This window comes from Cohaesibacter sp. CAU 1516 (assembly GCF_005771485.1).
GTDB classification, from domain to species: domain Bacteria; phylum Pseudomonadota; class Alphaproteobacteria; order Rhizobiales; family Cohaesibacteraceae; genus Cohaesibacter; species Cohaesibacter intestini.
In genome coordinates this window covers 45,354-62,493 of the sequence record NZ_VANT01000006.1, presented here as the reverse complement: position 1 = coordinate 62,493, position 17,140 = coordinate 45,354, and the positions used below count along the sequence as shown (strand labels likewise).

Annotated in this window: 14 protein-coding genes; 6 read left to right on the top strand and 8 right to left on the bottom strand. The window is 54.6% G+C overall.

What is annotated here, in order from left to right; all coding sequences use genetic code 11:
- The first annotated feature begins 339 nt into the window (after nt 1–339).
- Both gcvA and FDK21_RS15200 read left to right on the top strand, forming a co-directional pair.
- On the top strand, nt 340–1,278 hold the full coding sequence (gcvA, locus tag FDK21_RS15205) for a transcriptional regulator GcvA (protein ID WP_138149567.1): 939 nt from the start codon (nt 340–342) through the stop codon (nt 1,276–1,278).
- A 182-nt stretch (nt 1,279–1,460) separates the two neighbouring features.
- Nucleotides 1,461–2,123, top strand: a complete 663-nt coding sequence (locus tag FDK21_RS15200) for an NAD(P)H-dependent oxidoreductase (RefSeq protein ID WP_114010938.1) — start codon at nt 1,461–1,463, stop codon at nt 2,121–2,123.
- 172 nt (nt 2,124–2,295) lie between these two features.
- On the opposite strand, the gene FDK21_RS15195 is transcribed toward FDK21_RS15200, so the two are convergent.
- From FDK21_RS15195 to ectA, 5 genes are all read right to left on the bottom strand, one after another.
- Nucleotides 2,296–4,581, bottom strand: a complete 2,286-nt coding sequence (locus FDK21_RS15195) for a Tex family protein (RefSeq protein WP_138149847.1) — start codon at nt 4,579–4,581, stop codon at nt 2,296–2,298.
- 177 nt (nt 4,582–4,758) lie between these two features.
- Nucleotides 4,759–6,195, bottom strand: coding sequence for an aspartate kinase (locus FDK21_RS15190; RefSeq protein ID WP_138149565.1), 1,437 nt, complete (start codon nt 6,193–6,195; stop codon nt 4,759–4,761).
- A gap of 30 nt (nt 6,196–6,225) precedes the next feature.
- The gene (locus tag FDK21_RS15185; protein ID WP_114010936.1) at nt 6,226–6,630 is read right to left on the bottom strand and encodes an ectoine synthase; all 405 of its coding nucleotides are present in this window, start codon (nt 6,628–6,630) and stop codon (nt 6,226–6,228) included.
- 4 nt (nt 6,631–6,634) lie between these two features.
- Complete coding sequence (ectB, locus tag FDK21_RS15180) at nt 6,635–7,921, bottom strand: diaminobutyrate--2-oxoglutarate transaminase (protein ID WP_138149563.1); 1,287 nt, start codon at nt 7,919–7,921, stop codon at nt 6,635–6,637.
- A gap of 63 nt (nt 7,922–7,984) precedes the next feature.
- Nucleotides 7,985–8,515 (bottom strand): diaminobutyrate acetyltransferase, encoded by a 531-nt coding sequence (gene ectA, locus FDK21_RS15175; protein WP_138149561.1) that lies wholly within the window; start codon nt 8,513–8,515, stop codon nt 7,985–7,987.
- A 247-nt stretch (nt 8,516–8,762) separates the two neighbouring features.
- Here ectA and FDK21_RS15170 point away from each other — a divergent pair, with 247 nt between their 5' ends.
- The 4 genes from FDK21_RS15170 to FDK21_RS15155 all read left to right on the top strand — a co-directional run bounded on the left by FDK21_RS15170 (nt 8,763) and on the right by FDK21_RS15155 (nt 13,666).
- Nucleotides 8,763–9,239: a MarR family transcriptional regulator gene (locus FDK21_RS15170; protein WP_114011126.1), complete on the top strand. Its 477-nt coding sequence runs from the start codon at nt 8,763–8,765 to the stop codon at nt 9,237–9,239.
- Nucleotides 9,240–9,666: 427 nt separating this feature from the next.
- Nucleotides 9,667–11,730, top strand: a complete 2,064-nt coding sequence (locus FDK21_RS15165) for an EAL domain-containing protein (RefSeq protein WP_246657592.1) — start codon at nt 9,667–9,669, stop codon at nt 11,728–11,730.
- Between the two features lie 297 nt (nt 11,731–12,027).
- Nucleotides 12,028–12,615: a class IV adenylate cyclase gene (locus FDK21_RS15160; protein WP_138149557.1), complete on the top strand. Its 588-nt coding sequence runs from the start codon at nt 12,028–12,030 to the stop codon at nt 12,613–12,615.
- Between the two features lie 205 nt (nt 12,616–12,820).
- Nucleotides 12,821–13,666 carry a hypothetical protein gene (locus FDK21_RS15155; protein WP_138149555.1) on the top strand — a complete coding sequence of 282 codons (846 nt, stop codon included), beginning with the start codon at nt 12,821–12,823 and terminating at the stop codon, nt 13,664–13,666.
- Nucleotides 13,667–13,847: 181 nt separating this feature from the next.
- On the opposite strand, the gene FDK21_RS15150 is transcribed toward FDK21_RS15155, so the two are convergent.
- The 3 genes from FDK21_RS15150 to FDK21_RS15140 form a co-directional block, all read right to left on the bottom strand.
- On the bottom strand, nt 13,848–14,432 hold the full coding sequence (locus FDK21_RS15150; RefSeq protein WP_210238804.1) for a DUF1566 domain-containing protein: 585 nt from the start codon (nt 14,430–14,432) through the stop codon (nt 13,848–13,850).
- A 176-nt stretch (nt 14,433–14,608) separates the two neighbouring features.
- Nucleotides 14,609–16,201 (bottom strand): fucose isomerase, encoded by a 1,593-nt coding sequence (locus FDK21_RS15145; RefSeq protein WP_138149553.1) that lies wholly within the window; start codon nt 16,199–16,201, stop codon nt 14,609–14,611.
- A gap of 101 nt (nt 16,202–16,302) precedes the next feature.
- Complete coding sequence (locus FDK21_RS15140) at nt 16,303–17,121, bottom strand: SDR family oxidoreductase (protein WP_114010927.1); 819 nt, start codon at nt 17,119–17,121, stop codon at nt 16,303–16,305.
- Nucleotides 17,122–17,140 lie beyond the last annotated feature (19 nt).

The following is a 17,140-nucleotide window of genomic DNA, read 5'->3' as shown; positions in this document are numbered from 1 at the left end:
TTTGATTTTTTGGTCGTCGGAGGATTGCTGTGGCTGCTGTTTGTATGTTGCATCCCTATTTTGTCCGGATTGCTTCATGCCGCCGGGCTGGACTGTGTTCGACTGTTCTGAACTGGATTGGGTTATGCCATTCAATCCTGCAGTGTTTTATTTCTTGGTTGGAGTGTTGAGCTTTTCAAAGGATCTGGTGACGGCAATGTATCCGTCAGGCAATGGCTTTCTTGTTGACTTTGGATATTGTCACCTCATGGCTGAAAATTTGAGCCACGCAAGCGGACGCAATATAGTAGGCTAGAGGGCGAACCGTGCGGGTCAGTCAGAGGGGTGGGTTTCAGAAAAATGGCGAAGATACCGTCCTTGAAAAGCATTCAGGCCTTTGAGGCCGCTTGTCGACACTTAAGCTTCAAAGATGCGGCTGACGAGCTATGCGTCACACCAACTGCAATCTCTCATCAAATCAAATCGCTTGAAGAGCAGCTTGGTGTTCGGTTGTTTCACCGCCTGACCCGAGCTTTGGAGTTGACCGAAGACGGAGCCAATTATGCCCCTTACATTGTTGCTGCATTCAAGAATTTCGAAGCAGCCTCTCTGGCGCTTGAAGAGGATGTGCTCGAAGGGTCTTTGACCATTTCGACGACGGGATCCTTTGCTGCCAATTGGCTTAGCCCGAGGCTGCGCGACTTTTACGAGAAATATCCGGGCATTTCGGTCAGGCTCTTGTCCAGTGATGCGCTGGTGGACTTCAAATCAGGCGGTGTCGATGTCGCTATTCGCTATGGGTATGGGGACTATCCCGACTGTCATGTGGCGTGGGTTTTGAATGACCGGGTCGCACCCGTCTGCAGTCCGGAAAAAGCACCATCGCTGACCGCTCCAGAGGATCTCTTGACGTCCCGGCTGATCGAATATCAGTGGAGCGGATTTTCTGATGTGGATCCAAGTTGGCAAGACTGGGTCGAAGCTGTCGGGCTGACCGGCGCAAGCGTGGAGCCTTATGTTACCTATTCGGAGGAGCATATTTGCCTTTTGACGGCCAGCGATGGCCACGGTGTGGCTTTGGTCAGTTTGCTGGCGGCTGCGCGTTTTCTGGAAAGAGACATGCTGGTTGCTCCCTTTGATACAGCTCTGGACAACAAAAGCTATTATCTGGTTTGTCCGGAAACCCATGCAAATCGTGCCCGGGTGCGTGTGTTCAGAGAATGGCTTCTGGATCAGGCCGATGCGTTTCGCGATAGCACCGTTGGTCAAAGATTTTTTGAAAATCAAGAAACCGCGTAATGCCGCCATTCCTCCCCGGATTGTCGCCACTATCCAAGACTTCGTACGCCCAGCATATGATCCTCCAAAGCCCCATCGGACGGATGAGTTTCATTCAGCTGAGCGAGAAATCTCTTCATTTGTGAGAGCCTGCTGGTTGCTTCACCCTGACGAAGAATATTTCATTTCGAACAGGTGAGACAATGACCACAATCTTGAGAATAGACGCCAGTGTGCGTCGCACTGACAATAGTGTTGAAGCCTATAACTCCATATCCCGTTCCCTTGCTGATGGCTTTGTCGAGGAATGGAAAAGGGTTGAGCCAGACGTTGAGATAATCCTGCGTGATGTTGGCATGAATCCTCCGGACTTCATTTCCAACGACTGGATCGCCTCCGTTTTTACCCCAGAAGAAAAGCGCACAGATGCACAACGAGCCTTGGTGAGCCTCTCGGACAGACTGATCGACGAGATTGATCGCGCTGATATTCTGCTGATTTCCTCGCCGATGTATAATTATGGCATGCCGGCGGCGCTGAAAGCCTGGTTTGATCAGGTTGTTCGGGTCAACAAGACCTTTACGTTTGATCTGGCGCGCGGCGATTTTCCGCTCGAACCTGTCTTTTCGGGCAAGACGCTGGTGCTGCTGACCTCAGCCGGGGAGTTCGGATTTGAAAAGGGAGGCATTCGGCACGGGTCGGGGCATTTGTCCAACCATATTGACACCCTGCGCAAATATCTGGGGGCCGAAGAGATGTTTGAGGCGGCAGCGGAATATCAGGAATTTGCGGACGAACGCCACAAAGCATCTGTCGCTTCAGCCCACGCTTGTGCAAGAGACATTGCGCGTAAGCTTGTCGGGTGAGGGGCGTGCTGGGAGGAGATTTTGGCACACCGCACAACCGGCAATGCATACAGAGCGAACGGATAAGGGGACAGGCTTTGCGGCCCATCTCCTTATCTGGTTCTTATCTGGTCCTTATCTGGCTCTTGTCTGGTTTCATCTGACCACTGTCAGTCAGAAGACCGGCTTTTTGCTACTTGCGAAATGCCTTGGCCAGCGCCTCCCCCAATTGTCCCATGCCATCGCTTTTGCTTTGTGTTTTGGCTGGTTTGTTGTCGCGTTGTCGGGGAGCCGGTTTTTTGCCCCGAACCGGTTCGCCAATTTCGGGGTTTGACTTCATGGACAGGCCAATGCGCTTGGCTTTTACATCAACAGAGGTCACCACAACCTTGACGACCTGCCCTGCCTTGACGACTTTGGAGGGGTCGGAAACATAACTGTCGGACAGCTGCGAGATGTGAACCAGGCCGTCCTGATGGACGCCGATATCAACGAATGCCCCAAAAGCGGCGACATTGGTCACGGTGCCTTCAAGCCTCATGCCAGGGCGCAGATCGGAAATCTCGTTGATGCCTTCCATGAAAGAGGCTGTCTTGAATTCCGGCCGCGGGTCACGACCCGGTTTGCGCAATTCTTCAATGATGTCCTTGATCGTCGGGATGCCAAACTCGCCGGTGACGAATTTTTCCGGGTCCACATCCCTGAGGCTGCTGGCGTCGCCCATAATGTCGCGAAGGTCGCGGCCACAGTCGGCAACAATCTGTTTGGCAACCTTGTAGGCTTCGGGATGCACGGCTGATGAATCGAGCGGCTCAGGTCCCCCGATCACACGCAGGAAGCCGGCGCATTGCGAGAAGGCACGAGGGCCAAGACGCGGGACCGACTTCAGTTCAGATCGCTTGGTGAAGATGCCGTTTTCATCGCGGTAGCTGACAATCATCTCCGCAAGCGATGGGCCGACACCTGCCACATAGGACAGCAGGGCCGGGGAGGCGGTATTCACATCGACACCGACCGAGTTCACCACATCCTCGACGGCACCAGCCAGCGCCCGGGCAAGGCGGGACTGGTCGACATCATGCTGATATTGCCCGACGCCAATCGCCTTGGGATCGATCTTCACCAGTTCGGCAAGCGGATCCTGCAAGCGGCGGGCAATGGACACCGCCCCGCGCAGGGAAACGTCAAGATCGGGAAACTCGCGAGAGGCAAATTCCGAGGCCGAATAGACCGATGCGCCAGCTTCGCTGACAACCACTTTCCTGGGTTTCTTGCCGTTCATTTCCTTGAGCAGCTCGCCGACCAAGGCGTCCGTTTCGCGCGAAGCCGTGCCATTGCCGATGGCAATCAGCTCGACGTCAAACTTTCTGACAAGGGCGCCCAGTTCAGCCAGAGTGCCGCGCACATCGTTGCGCGGGGCATAAGGGTACACCGTGCTGGTCGCCAAAAGCTTGCCCGTTGCATCCACGACAGCAACCTTCACGCCGGTGCGGATGCCGGGATCAAGGCCCATAGTGGCCTTCATCCCCGCCGGGGCGGCCATCAGAAGCGCTTTGAGATTGGTGACAAAGACGTCAATCGCTTCTTTTTCGGCCCGTTCGCGCATCTCGGAGCGCATTTCCGAAATCAGCCTTGTGGTGAATTTCACCTTCCAAGTCCAGTCGATGACCTTGTCAAGAAAGACACTGCCGCGCGGCACCTCGTTGTCATTGAGGATTGCCGATTTGGCAAAAGTGACGGTCTCGTCATCAAACTCGACATCAACGAACAACATTTCGGCTTCCTGCCCGCGCAGCATGGCCAGAATGCGATGTCCGGGTGCCTTGGCCCAGTTTTCCGTATGGTCGAAATAGTCCGCGAACTTGTTGCCTGCTTCTTCCTTGCCTGCGACAACCGTCGCCCGCAGCCGGGCCGACTTCTTGGCGACAGGGCGGATCTTTGCAGCCGTATCCGGGTGATGGGAAAATTGTTCCGACAGGATATCCCGCACGCCATCCAGAGCGGCTTTGACGCTTGGGACTGTCTCGCCCAGATACGGGCTGGCCAAGGCTTCGGGGTCGCTTTGTGGCTGAGCCAGAATCGCTTCGGCCAAAGGCTGCAGGCCGTTATCGATTGCCTTTTGCGCTTTGGTTTTCAATTTGACGCGATATGGGGCGTGAATGTCTTCGAGCTCGGCCTTCGTCGTCGCCTTGCCAAGGCGGGTGAGAATGTCATCTGTTAGCTTGCCTTGCGCTTCGATGGCTGATTTGACAGCCTCGCGCCGCTTCGAGAAGTCACGCAGATATAGGAGCCGCTCATCCAGTTTGCGCAACTGCACATCATCAAGCCCGCCGGTCACTTCTTTTCGATACCGAGCAATGAACGGGATGGTGTCGCCATTGTCTATCAGCTCGACAGCGGCGATGACCTGTTTGACCTGACAGCCAATTTCAGCGGCGATCAGTTTTGGAATGGACATTTCTTCGATCAAATTCATCATCCGAATCTTGGTTGGTTCGCGCTGATATTGATGCATTTGCGAACCATATGAAAGCGGAATAGATGAGGCCTTGCGCATCGTGCAAGGCTGCCGAAGGGAAAAAAGTGCGACAGCCTTGGGACAAGTGACCGAACAACCCGCCTCAAGGTGCGAGGCGTTTGACTGCGAGAGAAGGGGTCAAGCCGCGCTTTTCAGGTGGCTGGTTTTTGAGGTGCCAATCAGCGTCTCATGAAGGGCAACCACTGTGTCCCCGGCAGCCTCTTGCGGTACGACAAATTGAATGTCGACATTGCGCGGCGACTGTTGTGCTGCCAGCACATCGATGCCGGCCTTTTCCAGCGCTACCAAGCCCTTGCTGAAGGCCTTCAGCCCGGTAAGATCGCGCCCGATCACTGAGACGATTGAAACGTTGCGGATGCTGACCTGAGCAGAAGGGAAGGTTGCTTCCAGATCCGATACCACCCGCCGCACTGTCTTCAATGGAGCTTCAACATAGTGGGTAATGGCGTTGGCATTCGAGGTTTTCGAAGCAATGCGCACTTTGTGGCGCTTGAGGCAAGCCAGCACCTCGGCGTCATAGCCTTTGACACCGACCATATCCTGCTCAAACAATTCCAGCGCCACAACATTTAGCCCGGTGATGATTTCGACCGCAGGGCTGTCCGCTGGCTGATCGTCAATGAGTGTGCCCGGATCGGACGGCTCAAAGGCATTGGTGACACGCAGGGCGACCTGCGCTTGGCGCAAGGTCTTTGCCGCATTGGGGTGAATGGCTTCCATGCCCATATTGGAGAGCTGATCCGCCACATCGTAATTCGTGTGACCAAGCTTGCGCACCGTGTCGACGCCAACCAGCGCGGGATCGGCGGACGAGAGGTGGAATTCCTTGTGAATGATCGCTTCTTCTGCGCCGGTATAGGCGGCAATGTTGGAAAAAGTGACTTCGGAATAGCCGCGGTCATATTCGCGCATCAAGCCTTCGCGGCATTGTGCATAGCCCGTCACGATGGGCAGTTCCGTCGCCAGATCCACATCCTTGAAAGCGCCGGCAATGCGTTCTTGCAAGCTGCATTCGGTTTCATCGCGCCAACCGCTGAGATCGACAAACCGCGCATTGACCCCGGCGCGTTTGAGCATCAAGGTTGTCACATAAGCGGAATGCGCTTCCCCAAGGCCTGACAGAAGTTCGCGTACGATCATCATTTGGTTGGAAAGCCTGAAATGTCCGTAGGAGCACAGGCGTCTCAGATCGAACAGACAATTGCGTGCGCCTTCGATCCGGTCGCGCACGAAATTTTCGGCCAGTGTGCGATCGGCGGAATTGTGCAAGATTGCATTGTGCCGCTCTGTCATGGCTTTGCTGACGCGGGTGAGGCCATCCAGCCAACTGTGATCGTTGTCGTCGTTCGCAAAGAGGGCATAGACGCCCGGATCGCCGGTTTTCTTGTGTTCCAACAGCAGATTGGTGATGCCGCCAAAGGCGGAAACCACGAAAATCCGGTGAAACAGGGTGTCGGCAGCGCGATCGCCGATGATCAGTGTGTCTCGCAGTTCATTGATGCGCGACATGGAGGTGCCGCCAATTTTCTCGACGGTGTGTTTTGGGAAGGTCAAACTATGTCATCCGAGCAATGTCGGAGCCTTTCAAGCTGATTCTAGATCTTCTGCGGCGGCATAGGAGCCATCTTCGCGATGCACTTCCTTGCCGGTTACGGGCGGGTTGAAGCAGCAGGCCATGACCAGCTCTTCCTCTGCTTTGAGGATGTGTCGGTCATGCTTGTCCAGCGCATACATCACACCGGGCTTGATCTCGTGGGTTTCCCCGGTCGCAATATCGGTGATCGACCCGGTTCCCTGCATGCAGAAGACGCTCTCGAAATGGTTCTTATATTCGAAGGTGTGCTCGGAGCCCGCTTGCAAGAATGTAATGTGGAAGGAAAAGCCCATGCCGTCATTCGCCAGCAGCATGCGAATGCTGCTCCATTGGGCATCCGACACCACGCGATCGGGTTGCGTTTTGATGATCTCGTTGAGGTTGCGCACAATCATTGTCTTACTCCGCTGCGTATTTGTGAATGCCCAGCACAGTCTGTGCGGCATCGATGAGAATATCCAAACCGGATTGAAGCATCTCATCCGGTGTCGTCAGGGGAGCAAGGATCTTGATCACCTCATCCTCTGGCCCAGAGGTCTCGATGATGAGGCCGTTCTGAAAGGCACGGGCACAAATCTCGCCAGCCAACGCACCACTGCACACATCAACGCCGCGCATCATGCCGCGGCCCTTGAGACGTGCGCCGGGGATCATGTCGGCGATGACTTGCAAGCCTTGCTCGATCAGTCTGGCTCGGCGGGCAATATCCTGTTCAAAGCTCTTGTCGGTCCAGAATTTTTCAATCGCGGCGCGCGCCGTGACAAAGGCATGGGTGTTGCCGCGAAAGGTGCCGTTATGCTCTGCCGGGCCCATGACGTCATGTTCCGGTTTGACCAAGACGAGCCCCATTGGCAGCCCAAAGCCGGAGATCGATTTGGCCAATGTTACGATGTCAGGGGAAAGCCCGGTCTCTTCAAAGGAGAAGAAGCGCCCGGTGCGCCCGCACCCGGCTTGCACATCGTCGATGATTAGCAGCGCACCTGCCTTTTTGGCCATTTTGGCAATGCGGAGCAGCCATTCAGCGGAGGCCGTGTTCAGGCCGCCTTCGCCCTGTACCGTTTCGAGAATGATGGCTGCAGGTGCATCCATTCCTGAAGAGGGATCGGTGAGCATGGCTTCGATGAAAGCTGACGTATCCGCCGGGGCCCCCATGAAACCGTCAAAAGGCATGCGGGTGACATTGTGCAAAGGCACCCCGGATCCCTCGCGGTGATAGCCGTTGCCGGTTGCCGCCAGTGCACCTTGGGTGACACCGTGGAACCCGTTGGTGAACGCGATCACGTTGGAGCGTCCTGTGACCTTGCGGGCAATCTTCATCGCAGCTTCCACGGCGTTGGCGCCCGTCGGTCCAGTGAACATGATTTTGTGCGACATCTTGCGCGGGGCAAGGATATGCGTCTCAAATGCTTCGATGAACGCGGCTTTGGCATCCGTGTGCATGTCGAGGCCATGGGCAATGCCATCGGCCTGAATATGGTCAATGAGGGCCTGTTTGAGATCGGGGTCGTTGTGCCCATAATTCAAGGAAGAGCAGCCTGCCAGAAAGTCGATGTAGCATGTGCCGTTATGGTCGGTCATCTCTGAACCATTTGCAGAGGTGAACACTGTGTCAAAGCCCCGACAGTAACTGCGCGCTTGCGACTCGCGGCGTGTGAAAATTTCAGTGTTGACGGGTGTTGAAGACATACGGTTTCCTTGGCATTTGAAAAATGAGAAGAGTGCAGGGTTCAGGATTGATGGGGCGATGGTTCAAGCCGCCAGTGCCGCACGCTCGGTGAGCCGGATCGTGACCAGGTTCTCGGTGTCGTGGCGATCCTGAAAATGCTTCGACTGCGTGTAGTAGGGCTGGATGGCCAACTTACAGTCCTGACTTTTTGCAAACTTGCCGAACAAGGCCCAGGATGCCTCGTTGTCGGCCGTGATGGTCGTTTGCAGCTTGGTCACGTCTTCGCAGAGCGGCCTGTCGACAATGGACTGCAACATCTTGCTGCCCAGTCCAAGCCCGCGCGCTTTTTCTGCAACTGCGACCTGCCAGACAAATAGTGTGTCTGGCTCATTGGGCATGATGTAGGCTGAAATCCAGCCAACGACTTCGCCTGACTGTTCCGCCAACACACAGGTCTGCGCGAAGTGATCGCATTGCAGCAGGTTGCAGTACATCGAGTTTTCGTCAAGCGGTTGGCAATCCCGAACAAGTTTCCAGATCTCGGCACCATCTTTGGCGCAGGGCGTGCGCAGGACGGGGCGGGGAAGGCGCATGTTTTTAGCGGGATGTTGCATATTTGATGAGCTCCTTTTCGCTTTGCGTATCGAACTAACATGGCTGCTTAAGAATTTCAACAATCAAAGCAATATAAATTGATTTATGGCGAAAATCGGCCATTTTTGCCAAGTTTTGGGAGATATTTGCGTTTATACGCTTTGATTTTCAAATTAAATAAAGTTTTGCTTTCACGAAGTAATCCAAGTAATATTGCCGTGTTCAAACAAAGTCGTGTTCTTCACCAGTCAAATCATTGGAGGCCACTTGGACCGCATCGACTGCAGCTTGATTGCCCTGAGACGGATTGTGCGTGCGACAGAATTGTTCGGTCGCGAAATCCGACAGTCCAGTGGCGTCACTCCCACCCAGTTTCGTGTTTTGCAAATTGTCGCGGAGCACGGATATGCCACGGCCAAGACCATTTCACTGCGCATGCGCGTCTCGCAGGGCACGGTTACATCTCTGGTAGACAAGCTCGTGCGTGACGGGGTGGCTGTGCGTGAGAAATCCACTCAGGATCGAAGGCAGATCAACATTCTGCTCACGGATGCGGGACGCGCAGTGCTGCGTGATGCGCCTGACCCCTTGCAGCAAAGATTTGTGCGCAAGTTTGCCGCTATGGAAGATTGGGAGCAAGCCATGCTGGTGGCCAGCCTTGAGAGGGTGGCCACGATGCTGGATGCTGAGGATATGGACGCCTCTCCGGTGTTGGATACTGGTGAAATAAGACCCACAGAATAAGGTCAGACGGTTTGTCTTGTGTCCGAATTGTCGTCGGCTTCAGAATGCGGCGGTTCCGTTGTGGGGCGTGCCGAATGGCGCTGTTTTGTGCGGGGCTGACGTGGATCTTCTGAGCTTTGTCGTTGAAATCAGCGGTTTGCTTTGCCTGGTGTCAATCCTGGTGCTTTGGCACTGGGAGCGGCTTTTATGAGACGTTGAGCCTTTGGCAGGCCTCGGATCGTTGATGCAGAAAACAAATTTCAAACCGGAAAACACGTACTTTTCCTAGAATATAAAGGGGATAACAATATTTGCTTTGTACAGATGGGGTCATAATTAACCTCATGAAGGCCCCTTCTGAATGCTAACGGTCCTCAGCTGTATCTATTTTGATCATAATCTCGTTCTTGTGTTGGTCGCGGCCTTAATTTGCCCGGTTGGGGCAACTGTGACGGTGCAACTGCTGCATCGGAGTGTCGTTTCCAGTGATCCGCAAAGGCTTGGCTGGCAGTTTCTGGCGTCTGTTGCCGGGGCTGGCGGAGTTTGGGCAACCCATTTTGTGGCCATGCTGGCCTATGAGCCAGAAGCCCCCGTGTCGTTTGATCCGACGTTGACTATTCTGTCGCTCCTTGTGGCTATGCTCGGTCTTTTCATCAGTTTTGGTGCCTGCAGCCTTGTTGCCAGTCCCGTATCCCGCTGGATTGGTGGTGCCTTGGCTGGCTTGTCATTTGCTGCCATGCATTATGTTGGCATGTTTGCCTATCGTATTGTCGGTTTGGTGGAATGGAATCTCGATTTTGTCTATGTCTCAATCGCTATTCCCGTTGTCTGCAGCTCTGCTGCGACGGCATTGATCTGGCAAGAAAAATTTGATCGTCGCCGGTTTTCCGCTGCGGTCGGTCTCTTCGTGTTCGGCATCGTCAGTCTGCATTTTTCTGGCATGACAGCCCTCAGTGTCACGCCTATGAGTCAGTCCTTTTCGGACATTGATTCACAGGCTGTTTCTGCCCTCGCACTGGCCATCACCATTGCTGCGTTGATCATCATCGGTGCAGGTCTGACCAGCTATCTGATCGATAGCAACATGCGGACGACTTCGAACCGCCAGCTTCACCATTTGGCTGTTCATGATGCGCTGACGGGTTTGCCCAATCGAACCGGTTTCCAACATGAACTGATCGAAATGCTCGACTGGCACGAGACATCGAACAACAAACTGGCTGTGGTTTGTATTGACCTGAACCGGTTCAAGGAAGTCAACGACATGCTGGGGCATGTGCATGGCGATGAAGTGTTGCGCGTTGTGGCTCGTCGCTTGCAGGCTCTTCTGACCAATGGCGAGTTTGTCGCCCGCATGGGGGGAGACGAATTTGCGGTGCTCAAGCCTTTTTCTGACAAACAGGAAGTCTTGGCGCTTGCCCGCCGGTTGGGAGAGGCTGTCAGGCAGCCTATCCCGGTCGGGGATTCTGAAACCGCGATTGGTGCAAGTCTGGGGGCCGCGATTTGGCCTGACGATGCGCAGGATCTTGATCAGCTGGCCAAGAATGCTGACATCGCGATGTACTATGCCAAAGACAATATGATTGAGGATCTGTGCTTTTATGACGCCGAAATCGGTGCCGACTTGCGCAGGCGGCGCCAGATGGCTGACGCTTTGAGACAGGCCATGGAGCGGGATGAGCTCACCTTGCATTATCAGGTTCAGACGTCTCTGGGCCCTGAACTTGCGATCCGTGGGTTTGAAGCCTTGTTGCGCTGGACCCATCCCGAAGAAGGCCCCATTTCACCTGCCATTTTCATTCCGATTGCTGAGGAAAGTGGCCTGGTTGGCGCCTTGGGGAAATGGGTGTTGCGCAAAGCCTGCATGGATGCTGTTTCCTGGGATAATTCCTATCGTATTGCGGTGAATGTTTCGGCAGTCCAGTTTGTGGATTCTGATCTGCCACGGCAGGTCCATGAGATATTGCTGGAGACCGGTCTGTCGCCAAGTCGGCTGGAGCTGGAGCTGACGGAAACCGCGCTGGTCAAAGACAAGCTGCGCTCCTTGCATATCATGCGGCAGATCAAGCAACTGGGTGTCGGCATTGCTCTGGATGATTTCGGCACGGGCTATTCGTCGCTTGAAATCTTGCGGACTTATCCCTTTGACAAAATCAAGCTCGACAAATCCTTCGTCGATGAAATCGAGACGGATATCCAGTCCAAGGCCATCGTGCGCGCTGTGTTGGCTCTGGGTAAGAGCCTTGAGATTCCGGTTCTTGCTGAGGGCATTGAAACCTCGAGCCAGATGGAAATTTTAAGGATCGAAGGATGCAATGAAGGGCAAGGCTATTTGTTGGGGCATCCTCGTCCTCTGACAGAGCTTCTCGCTGAGGGCAAACTGGCGTTCAAAACGGAGCAATCGACCGAAGCTTCGATCGAGAAGCATGGCGGCTATAATGGCTATGGTGCTCGCAACGCACCCTATCGCACCACGGACTTGAAGCGCTTGGTGATGAATGGCATCAAATAGGGTGTTTCGATCAATGTGAGGTGCAGATCCGGATAATGGCAGAGGATCGACTGCTCATTATCCGAAAAGGCGGGACCATCTCTGGCGCCATGACTTTGTTGGTTTGGGGTTGATCGAATGGGTTTCTTTTGGGGCTCATTGCAATGGACTTGCGGAAGCGTCACATGCTTCGTGTTAGATGTGATCAAACCCGATTAATCGTTCGATCCCCAATTGCAAATGCTGGATAACCGATGAATGGTCTTGGGGTCGTTTCCACATAGTTGGGCGTCAGAACAACAAAGCAGAGTTGATCCCATGCAACCAATCTCTTCAAGTCTTCAAACCAAAGGAATGTTGGCTGATCCCGGTGACCATTTCAAAGGGCGCTTTGAGGTGGAAAGGAAGTTTCAGGTCGACGATCTCCCATCTGTCCAGAAACGCCTTGAGCTTATGGTGGCCATTCCCTTCACGATCGGCAACACGGAAACCGATACATGTCTCGATTTTGCGGATAATCGGCTTGAGGCCAACAATCAGTTTCAGACCCTGAGGCATATGCAGCCATCCGGCAGGGTTCTCTGGATCTCGAAGGGGCCGGCCAAGGACGAGTGCATCGCTATGGACTTGCCTGACTATGACAAGGCCCTGTCCATGTTGAAGTCTCTCGGTTTTGAGGAAAAATGGCAGATCCGGAAACACAGAGATATCTACTTTGTCGGGAAATTCCACGTGACCCTGGATCGAATTGACGGGCTTGGTTCATTCGTGGAGATTGCGATCATGACGGATGATCAAAGCGCACTTCCTGCGCTGAGAGACGATGTTCAGGATGCCGCGTCACAGCTCGATCTGCTGAAGTTTCCTGAAGTGCATTTGTCCTATCGGCAATTGCTTCATGGATGAAATGATCGCTCAGAGACCGGAGCCGATGGTGCGTCGGTCTTCTGGCCTTTAGATCCGCAACATTCCATCGAGATTGTCCCCTCGAAAATACAGAATCCCTGTTCATTGTGACTGGCGGGTTGCAATTTTCGCTATTTGTCAGATTTTGGCACATCTTTTGCGTGAGTTGCTCCAAGGCGTATTCTTGACGTTAGAGGATGGCATTATGCAACTCCCCATTCTTGGCACCATACCGACGAAGGTGTCTATCAGCTTTTTGGCAAAGAGCGCATCCCAGTCGGAGGCGTACGCGAAGTCCTCTGTTGAGCCAAATGCCAAAGCTGCCTCGCCCCCCAAAGCGCCTGATGGCGCCTATCCAACACCATTGGTCGCGGCTGAAACAAAAGCCGCTCTTTTGGCGTTGCAGGAAGACGCAGCCCCGGAAAGCGCCGTGCAATCGGTTCATATCAATGGATTGTCAATTATCGTGGCGGGTCATAGCGTCGACGAGCGGGATGGGGTGTCTTTGCTGCGCACGCTCTCCCCATCCGATACCAAGGCGATGATGGACATTGTTGCGGCGATGGATGACGATGCTGAAAGTGCAGAGGGTGCAGCGTCAAAATCCGCTAGTGATATCATCAGGTTAGATAAGCAGGGCTTCCTCATGGAAGTGGAAACGGAAGCGCTGGAGGCTTTGCCGGATGGCGCTACATTCGCTTACATGAATGAGGATTTCACACATAGTCGTGGCCGCTGGACCAACGAGAACCCCTTGGAATTGAGCAACTCCGAGCGATCCATCGCAGAGGATCGCAGGGTTCGCCTTGAAACCCTGATGAATTCAGTTGATGCGGAGCGTCAGCTCCGTGCGAAATATGGACAAGATGTGAAGCTGGTCTATAGCCATGTCGACAAATCCTACATCATGCTGACGCCGGATGATGCAAAATATGACATGATGAAGAGCGCTGAAAGTGGTGTGAAGGATGTCATAAATGAAGTGCATAGAGGCTTCATGGATAAAAAGACGGCCGTCGACATATTAAAACGCTTCGGGTACCACATATAACGCTCCCGCCGCGCCATCACATTCTTCCCGGCAAGTCTTGCCCGTAGGGGGAAGAACTTGCCGAGAAAACTCAGCCAAACCGGCGCTTTACGCGTCGCCCTCCTGTTGATCACACAGCTGCTTTGGGTTGATGGCCTGAGCTTGCTGTGGGGGGATGTGTGACAAGAGTGTCGTTCCTTTCCTACCGTTTGATGTCTTTCACAAGCAGTACTGACAACCGGAAGCCCTGGCTGTGCATGTCCACAAAGCCGTTGGTGAAGTCAAAATAATAGAACATGCCGGGAATTGCTTCTGTCGATGTCCAGAATTTGGCGCCTTCACCAAAATCGGAGGCCTCAATAGAGGGAAAGGCGATTGCATCAACGCCCGGATGATCGCAGCTGTTGACGAGCAGTGTCTCCAACTCTTGGCCGGATGGCACGCGCCACCCATTGCCTTCCTGCTTTGTGAAGTCAAGAGCTGCATTGAGTCCGAGAACTTGTACCTCACCGATGCAGGTTTTGCCATTTGCATCCCATCGCATGCCTACCGCACATCTTTTCCAGATCAATCCGTGTTGGGGGTCAATTGCTTCATCCTCCTGCAAGATGTAGCTGGAACGTTTCCCTGTGCCACAATCTGCATGGGCACCAAGAGGAAGAGGGAGAAGGGACAACAAGAAGAGCGGAATAACTTTTGATCGCACTTGGATTTGCTTTCGTTGACTGGTTTTGATTGAGAGTGCCAAACGGCAAGACAGGAGGGATTTCAGCGTGTTCTGGCTCACCCCATCTGGATGGTGACCCGGAGCAGGTGCGTTGGAATGTGCGTGACAACGACGGCTGGACCATCCCTTTCCTGCCTCGCAGTGGGGTCTGTCTCTCCCAAACCAATGCAGCAAAAGCAAAAGCCGCGCTCACACTGTGGGAACGCGGCTTTTGTTTTTCATCGCATTTGTGGCTTCTAGATGTCACCGCACAGAGAAACGGCAATCCCCAGCTCTGTCGCCAAAGCTGCGCGCATGCCAATGGCACGGCGGGCGGCTGCCTCGTCATCAACATAGGCAACCTGCACGTGGTTGGCCTGATGTCGGCCCATCATGGTGTCACGACTGACGCCACTGAGCACGGCGCTCATGATCGGCCAAGGATAGTCCGTTGCCTTGCTGCGGCGTTCGCATTCTTCGGCTGGCAGGTCAACCGCCTTGCCGCGACCGATGTCCATATGCAGCGCATTGTCCTTGACGAAAATACGGCTCCAGACAATGTCTCCGGGTTTGGCATATCCCTTCAGGGTGCCACCACCGGCAGGGAAGAACATCGCAGGTTGGCGATAGCTTTCCGAACCGGCCCAGCCTCCCGGATGATGCGCGGGTGGTGCTGCGCCTGAAATCTCGAAGACCCAGACAAAGTCATCCATCGTTCCGGAGGCGTCATCATCTCCCCAGCGAATGTCATGCAAGGTGGTTTCGACCGGCTGGCCAAGGGCCGCGTGCACGCGGTTGACCAACAGGGCATCAAGCCCGGCGCATTCATCGACCTCGTTAAAATGCACCACCGGCTCGCCATCGCGAATGACGGATCCATCGGCGCGCGCGACTGGCGGGCGCTCGGAATTGTTGAGCATGCCTTCGACCAGATCGGAGGCGGGCCAGAGATCTTTCAGGCCCTGCTGATACTGGATGCCGATGGCCGCGCAGCCGAACTGATCGGCAAGCCGCACCGCTGCGATATACATGCGGCACTGATCGATGACTTGATCTTCGGTCAGCTCGGTTTTCGGGTCAGCACCGAAATGGAAGGTCATGCCGCGATCAAGCATCCACTGATAGGCCGCGTTCGCCTCATCGTCGGGCACTTGCGTGGCGGCAAAATAGAGGGCGGATTGGGACAGGCGTTCCTTGAAAACCCCCATCGGCATCAACAGCTCATCGGGAATGATGGCATTATACATGCCCATGCAGCCCTCATCGAACACCCCCATGATCAGCTTGTCGCGACGCCACTCATCGGCAATCTGAGCGGCCGCAGCACGATCGGATTCGTCGGCGAGCGCAGGGCTGAAGGGTTTGACGTGGCTCTGATCATGGGACAGCTTCCCGTCTGCGAGCCATGTTTTCAGGCCGTCGAGGAAGAAGGCATCGTCGAAGTCGCGACTCCAGAGCGTCGAATAGGCAATCCCCGCCTTGGTCAAAGAACCGTTGAGATTGAGCATACCGACCAGACCGGGATATTGTCCCGACCAGTTGGCGACCGTCAGGATCGGCCCCTTGTGGGTCGTCAGACCGGGCAAGACATGGTGAGAATATTGCCAGACCGCTTCGGCGACGATGAGCGGCATGTCCGGATCAATCCCGGCAAAGACATCCATGCCTTCGCGCTGGGATGAAATGAAGCCATGGCCCTCAGGCTTGATCGGGTGGGCGCGCCACAACTCGTGTCCCAGATCAGCAAGCACGGCAGAAAGCTTGGCTTCCATGGCCTTTTGTGCAGGCCAGCAAGTGGTGTTGGCGCTTTCTCGCAGATCGCCACTGACTACAAGTGCAATTTTGGTCATATTTTGTCTCCTCTCCAAAAGGTGGCCTTCGGCAGGCGGGGGCCCGCCGAAGGCCTGAGCGCGGTTCCTGGGAGGGAACTTCGGGGACTGTTTCGAACGGCCTACCAGCTGGTGAAGCCACCATCGAGAACCAGATTGGCTCCGGTCATATAGGTGGAGGCATCGGAACCAAGGAAATGAATGATCGGGCTGAATTCTCCGAGATCAGCCTGACGGCCCATTGGGACGCGCTCAAGAAACGCGTCGATGAACTCCTTGTCGAAGGACCCGGTCTTAACCCCACCATACGTGACGAGATTGACGCGGACCCCCTTCTTGGCCCAGTAGGTGGCCAGATAGCGGGTCATATTGATCAGGCCCGATTTGGAAGCCGCATAAGAGATGGCTTTGATGAAGGGCTTGCCATCGCGTTCTTCACGATAGGCGTAAAGGGCCTGATTGGGGGACACCATGCCATACATGGAGCCGATATTGATGATGGAGCCCTTGCCAGCTTCGGCCATCTTGGTGCCAACCACCTGCGATGTCAGCATGGCGCCGGTCAGGTTGGTCTCGATGATGTCATCCCAATATTTCTTCGGATAGACTTCGAAGGGGGCATTCTGATCGGCATCACCGTCCGGCTTGGAGTCGATACCGGCATTGTTGACGAGAATGTCAGGAACACCCCAGTCCTTGATCAGCTGTTCGGTCGCCGCTTCCAGCGCATCCTTGTCGGTGACGCTGGCTTCATAGACCTTGATATTGCCTTCGAGGCCGGGAAACTTCTCGGCAATCTGCTCTGCGGTAAACGGACGGCGCGAATAGATCGCCACCTTGGCGCCTGCCTGAGCAAGGGTTGTCGAAATCTGGGTCCCGATCTGTCCGAGACCGCCGGTCACAATGGCCACGCGTCCTTCAACGGAAAAAGGGTTGTACATCTTGGTTTCCTTTCACTTA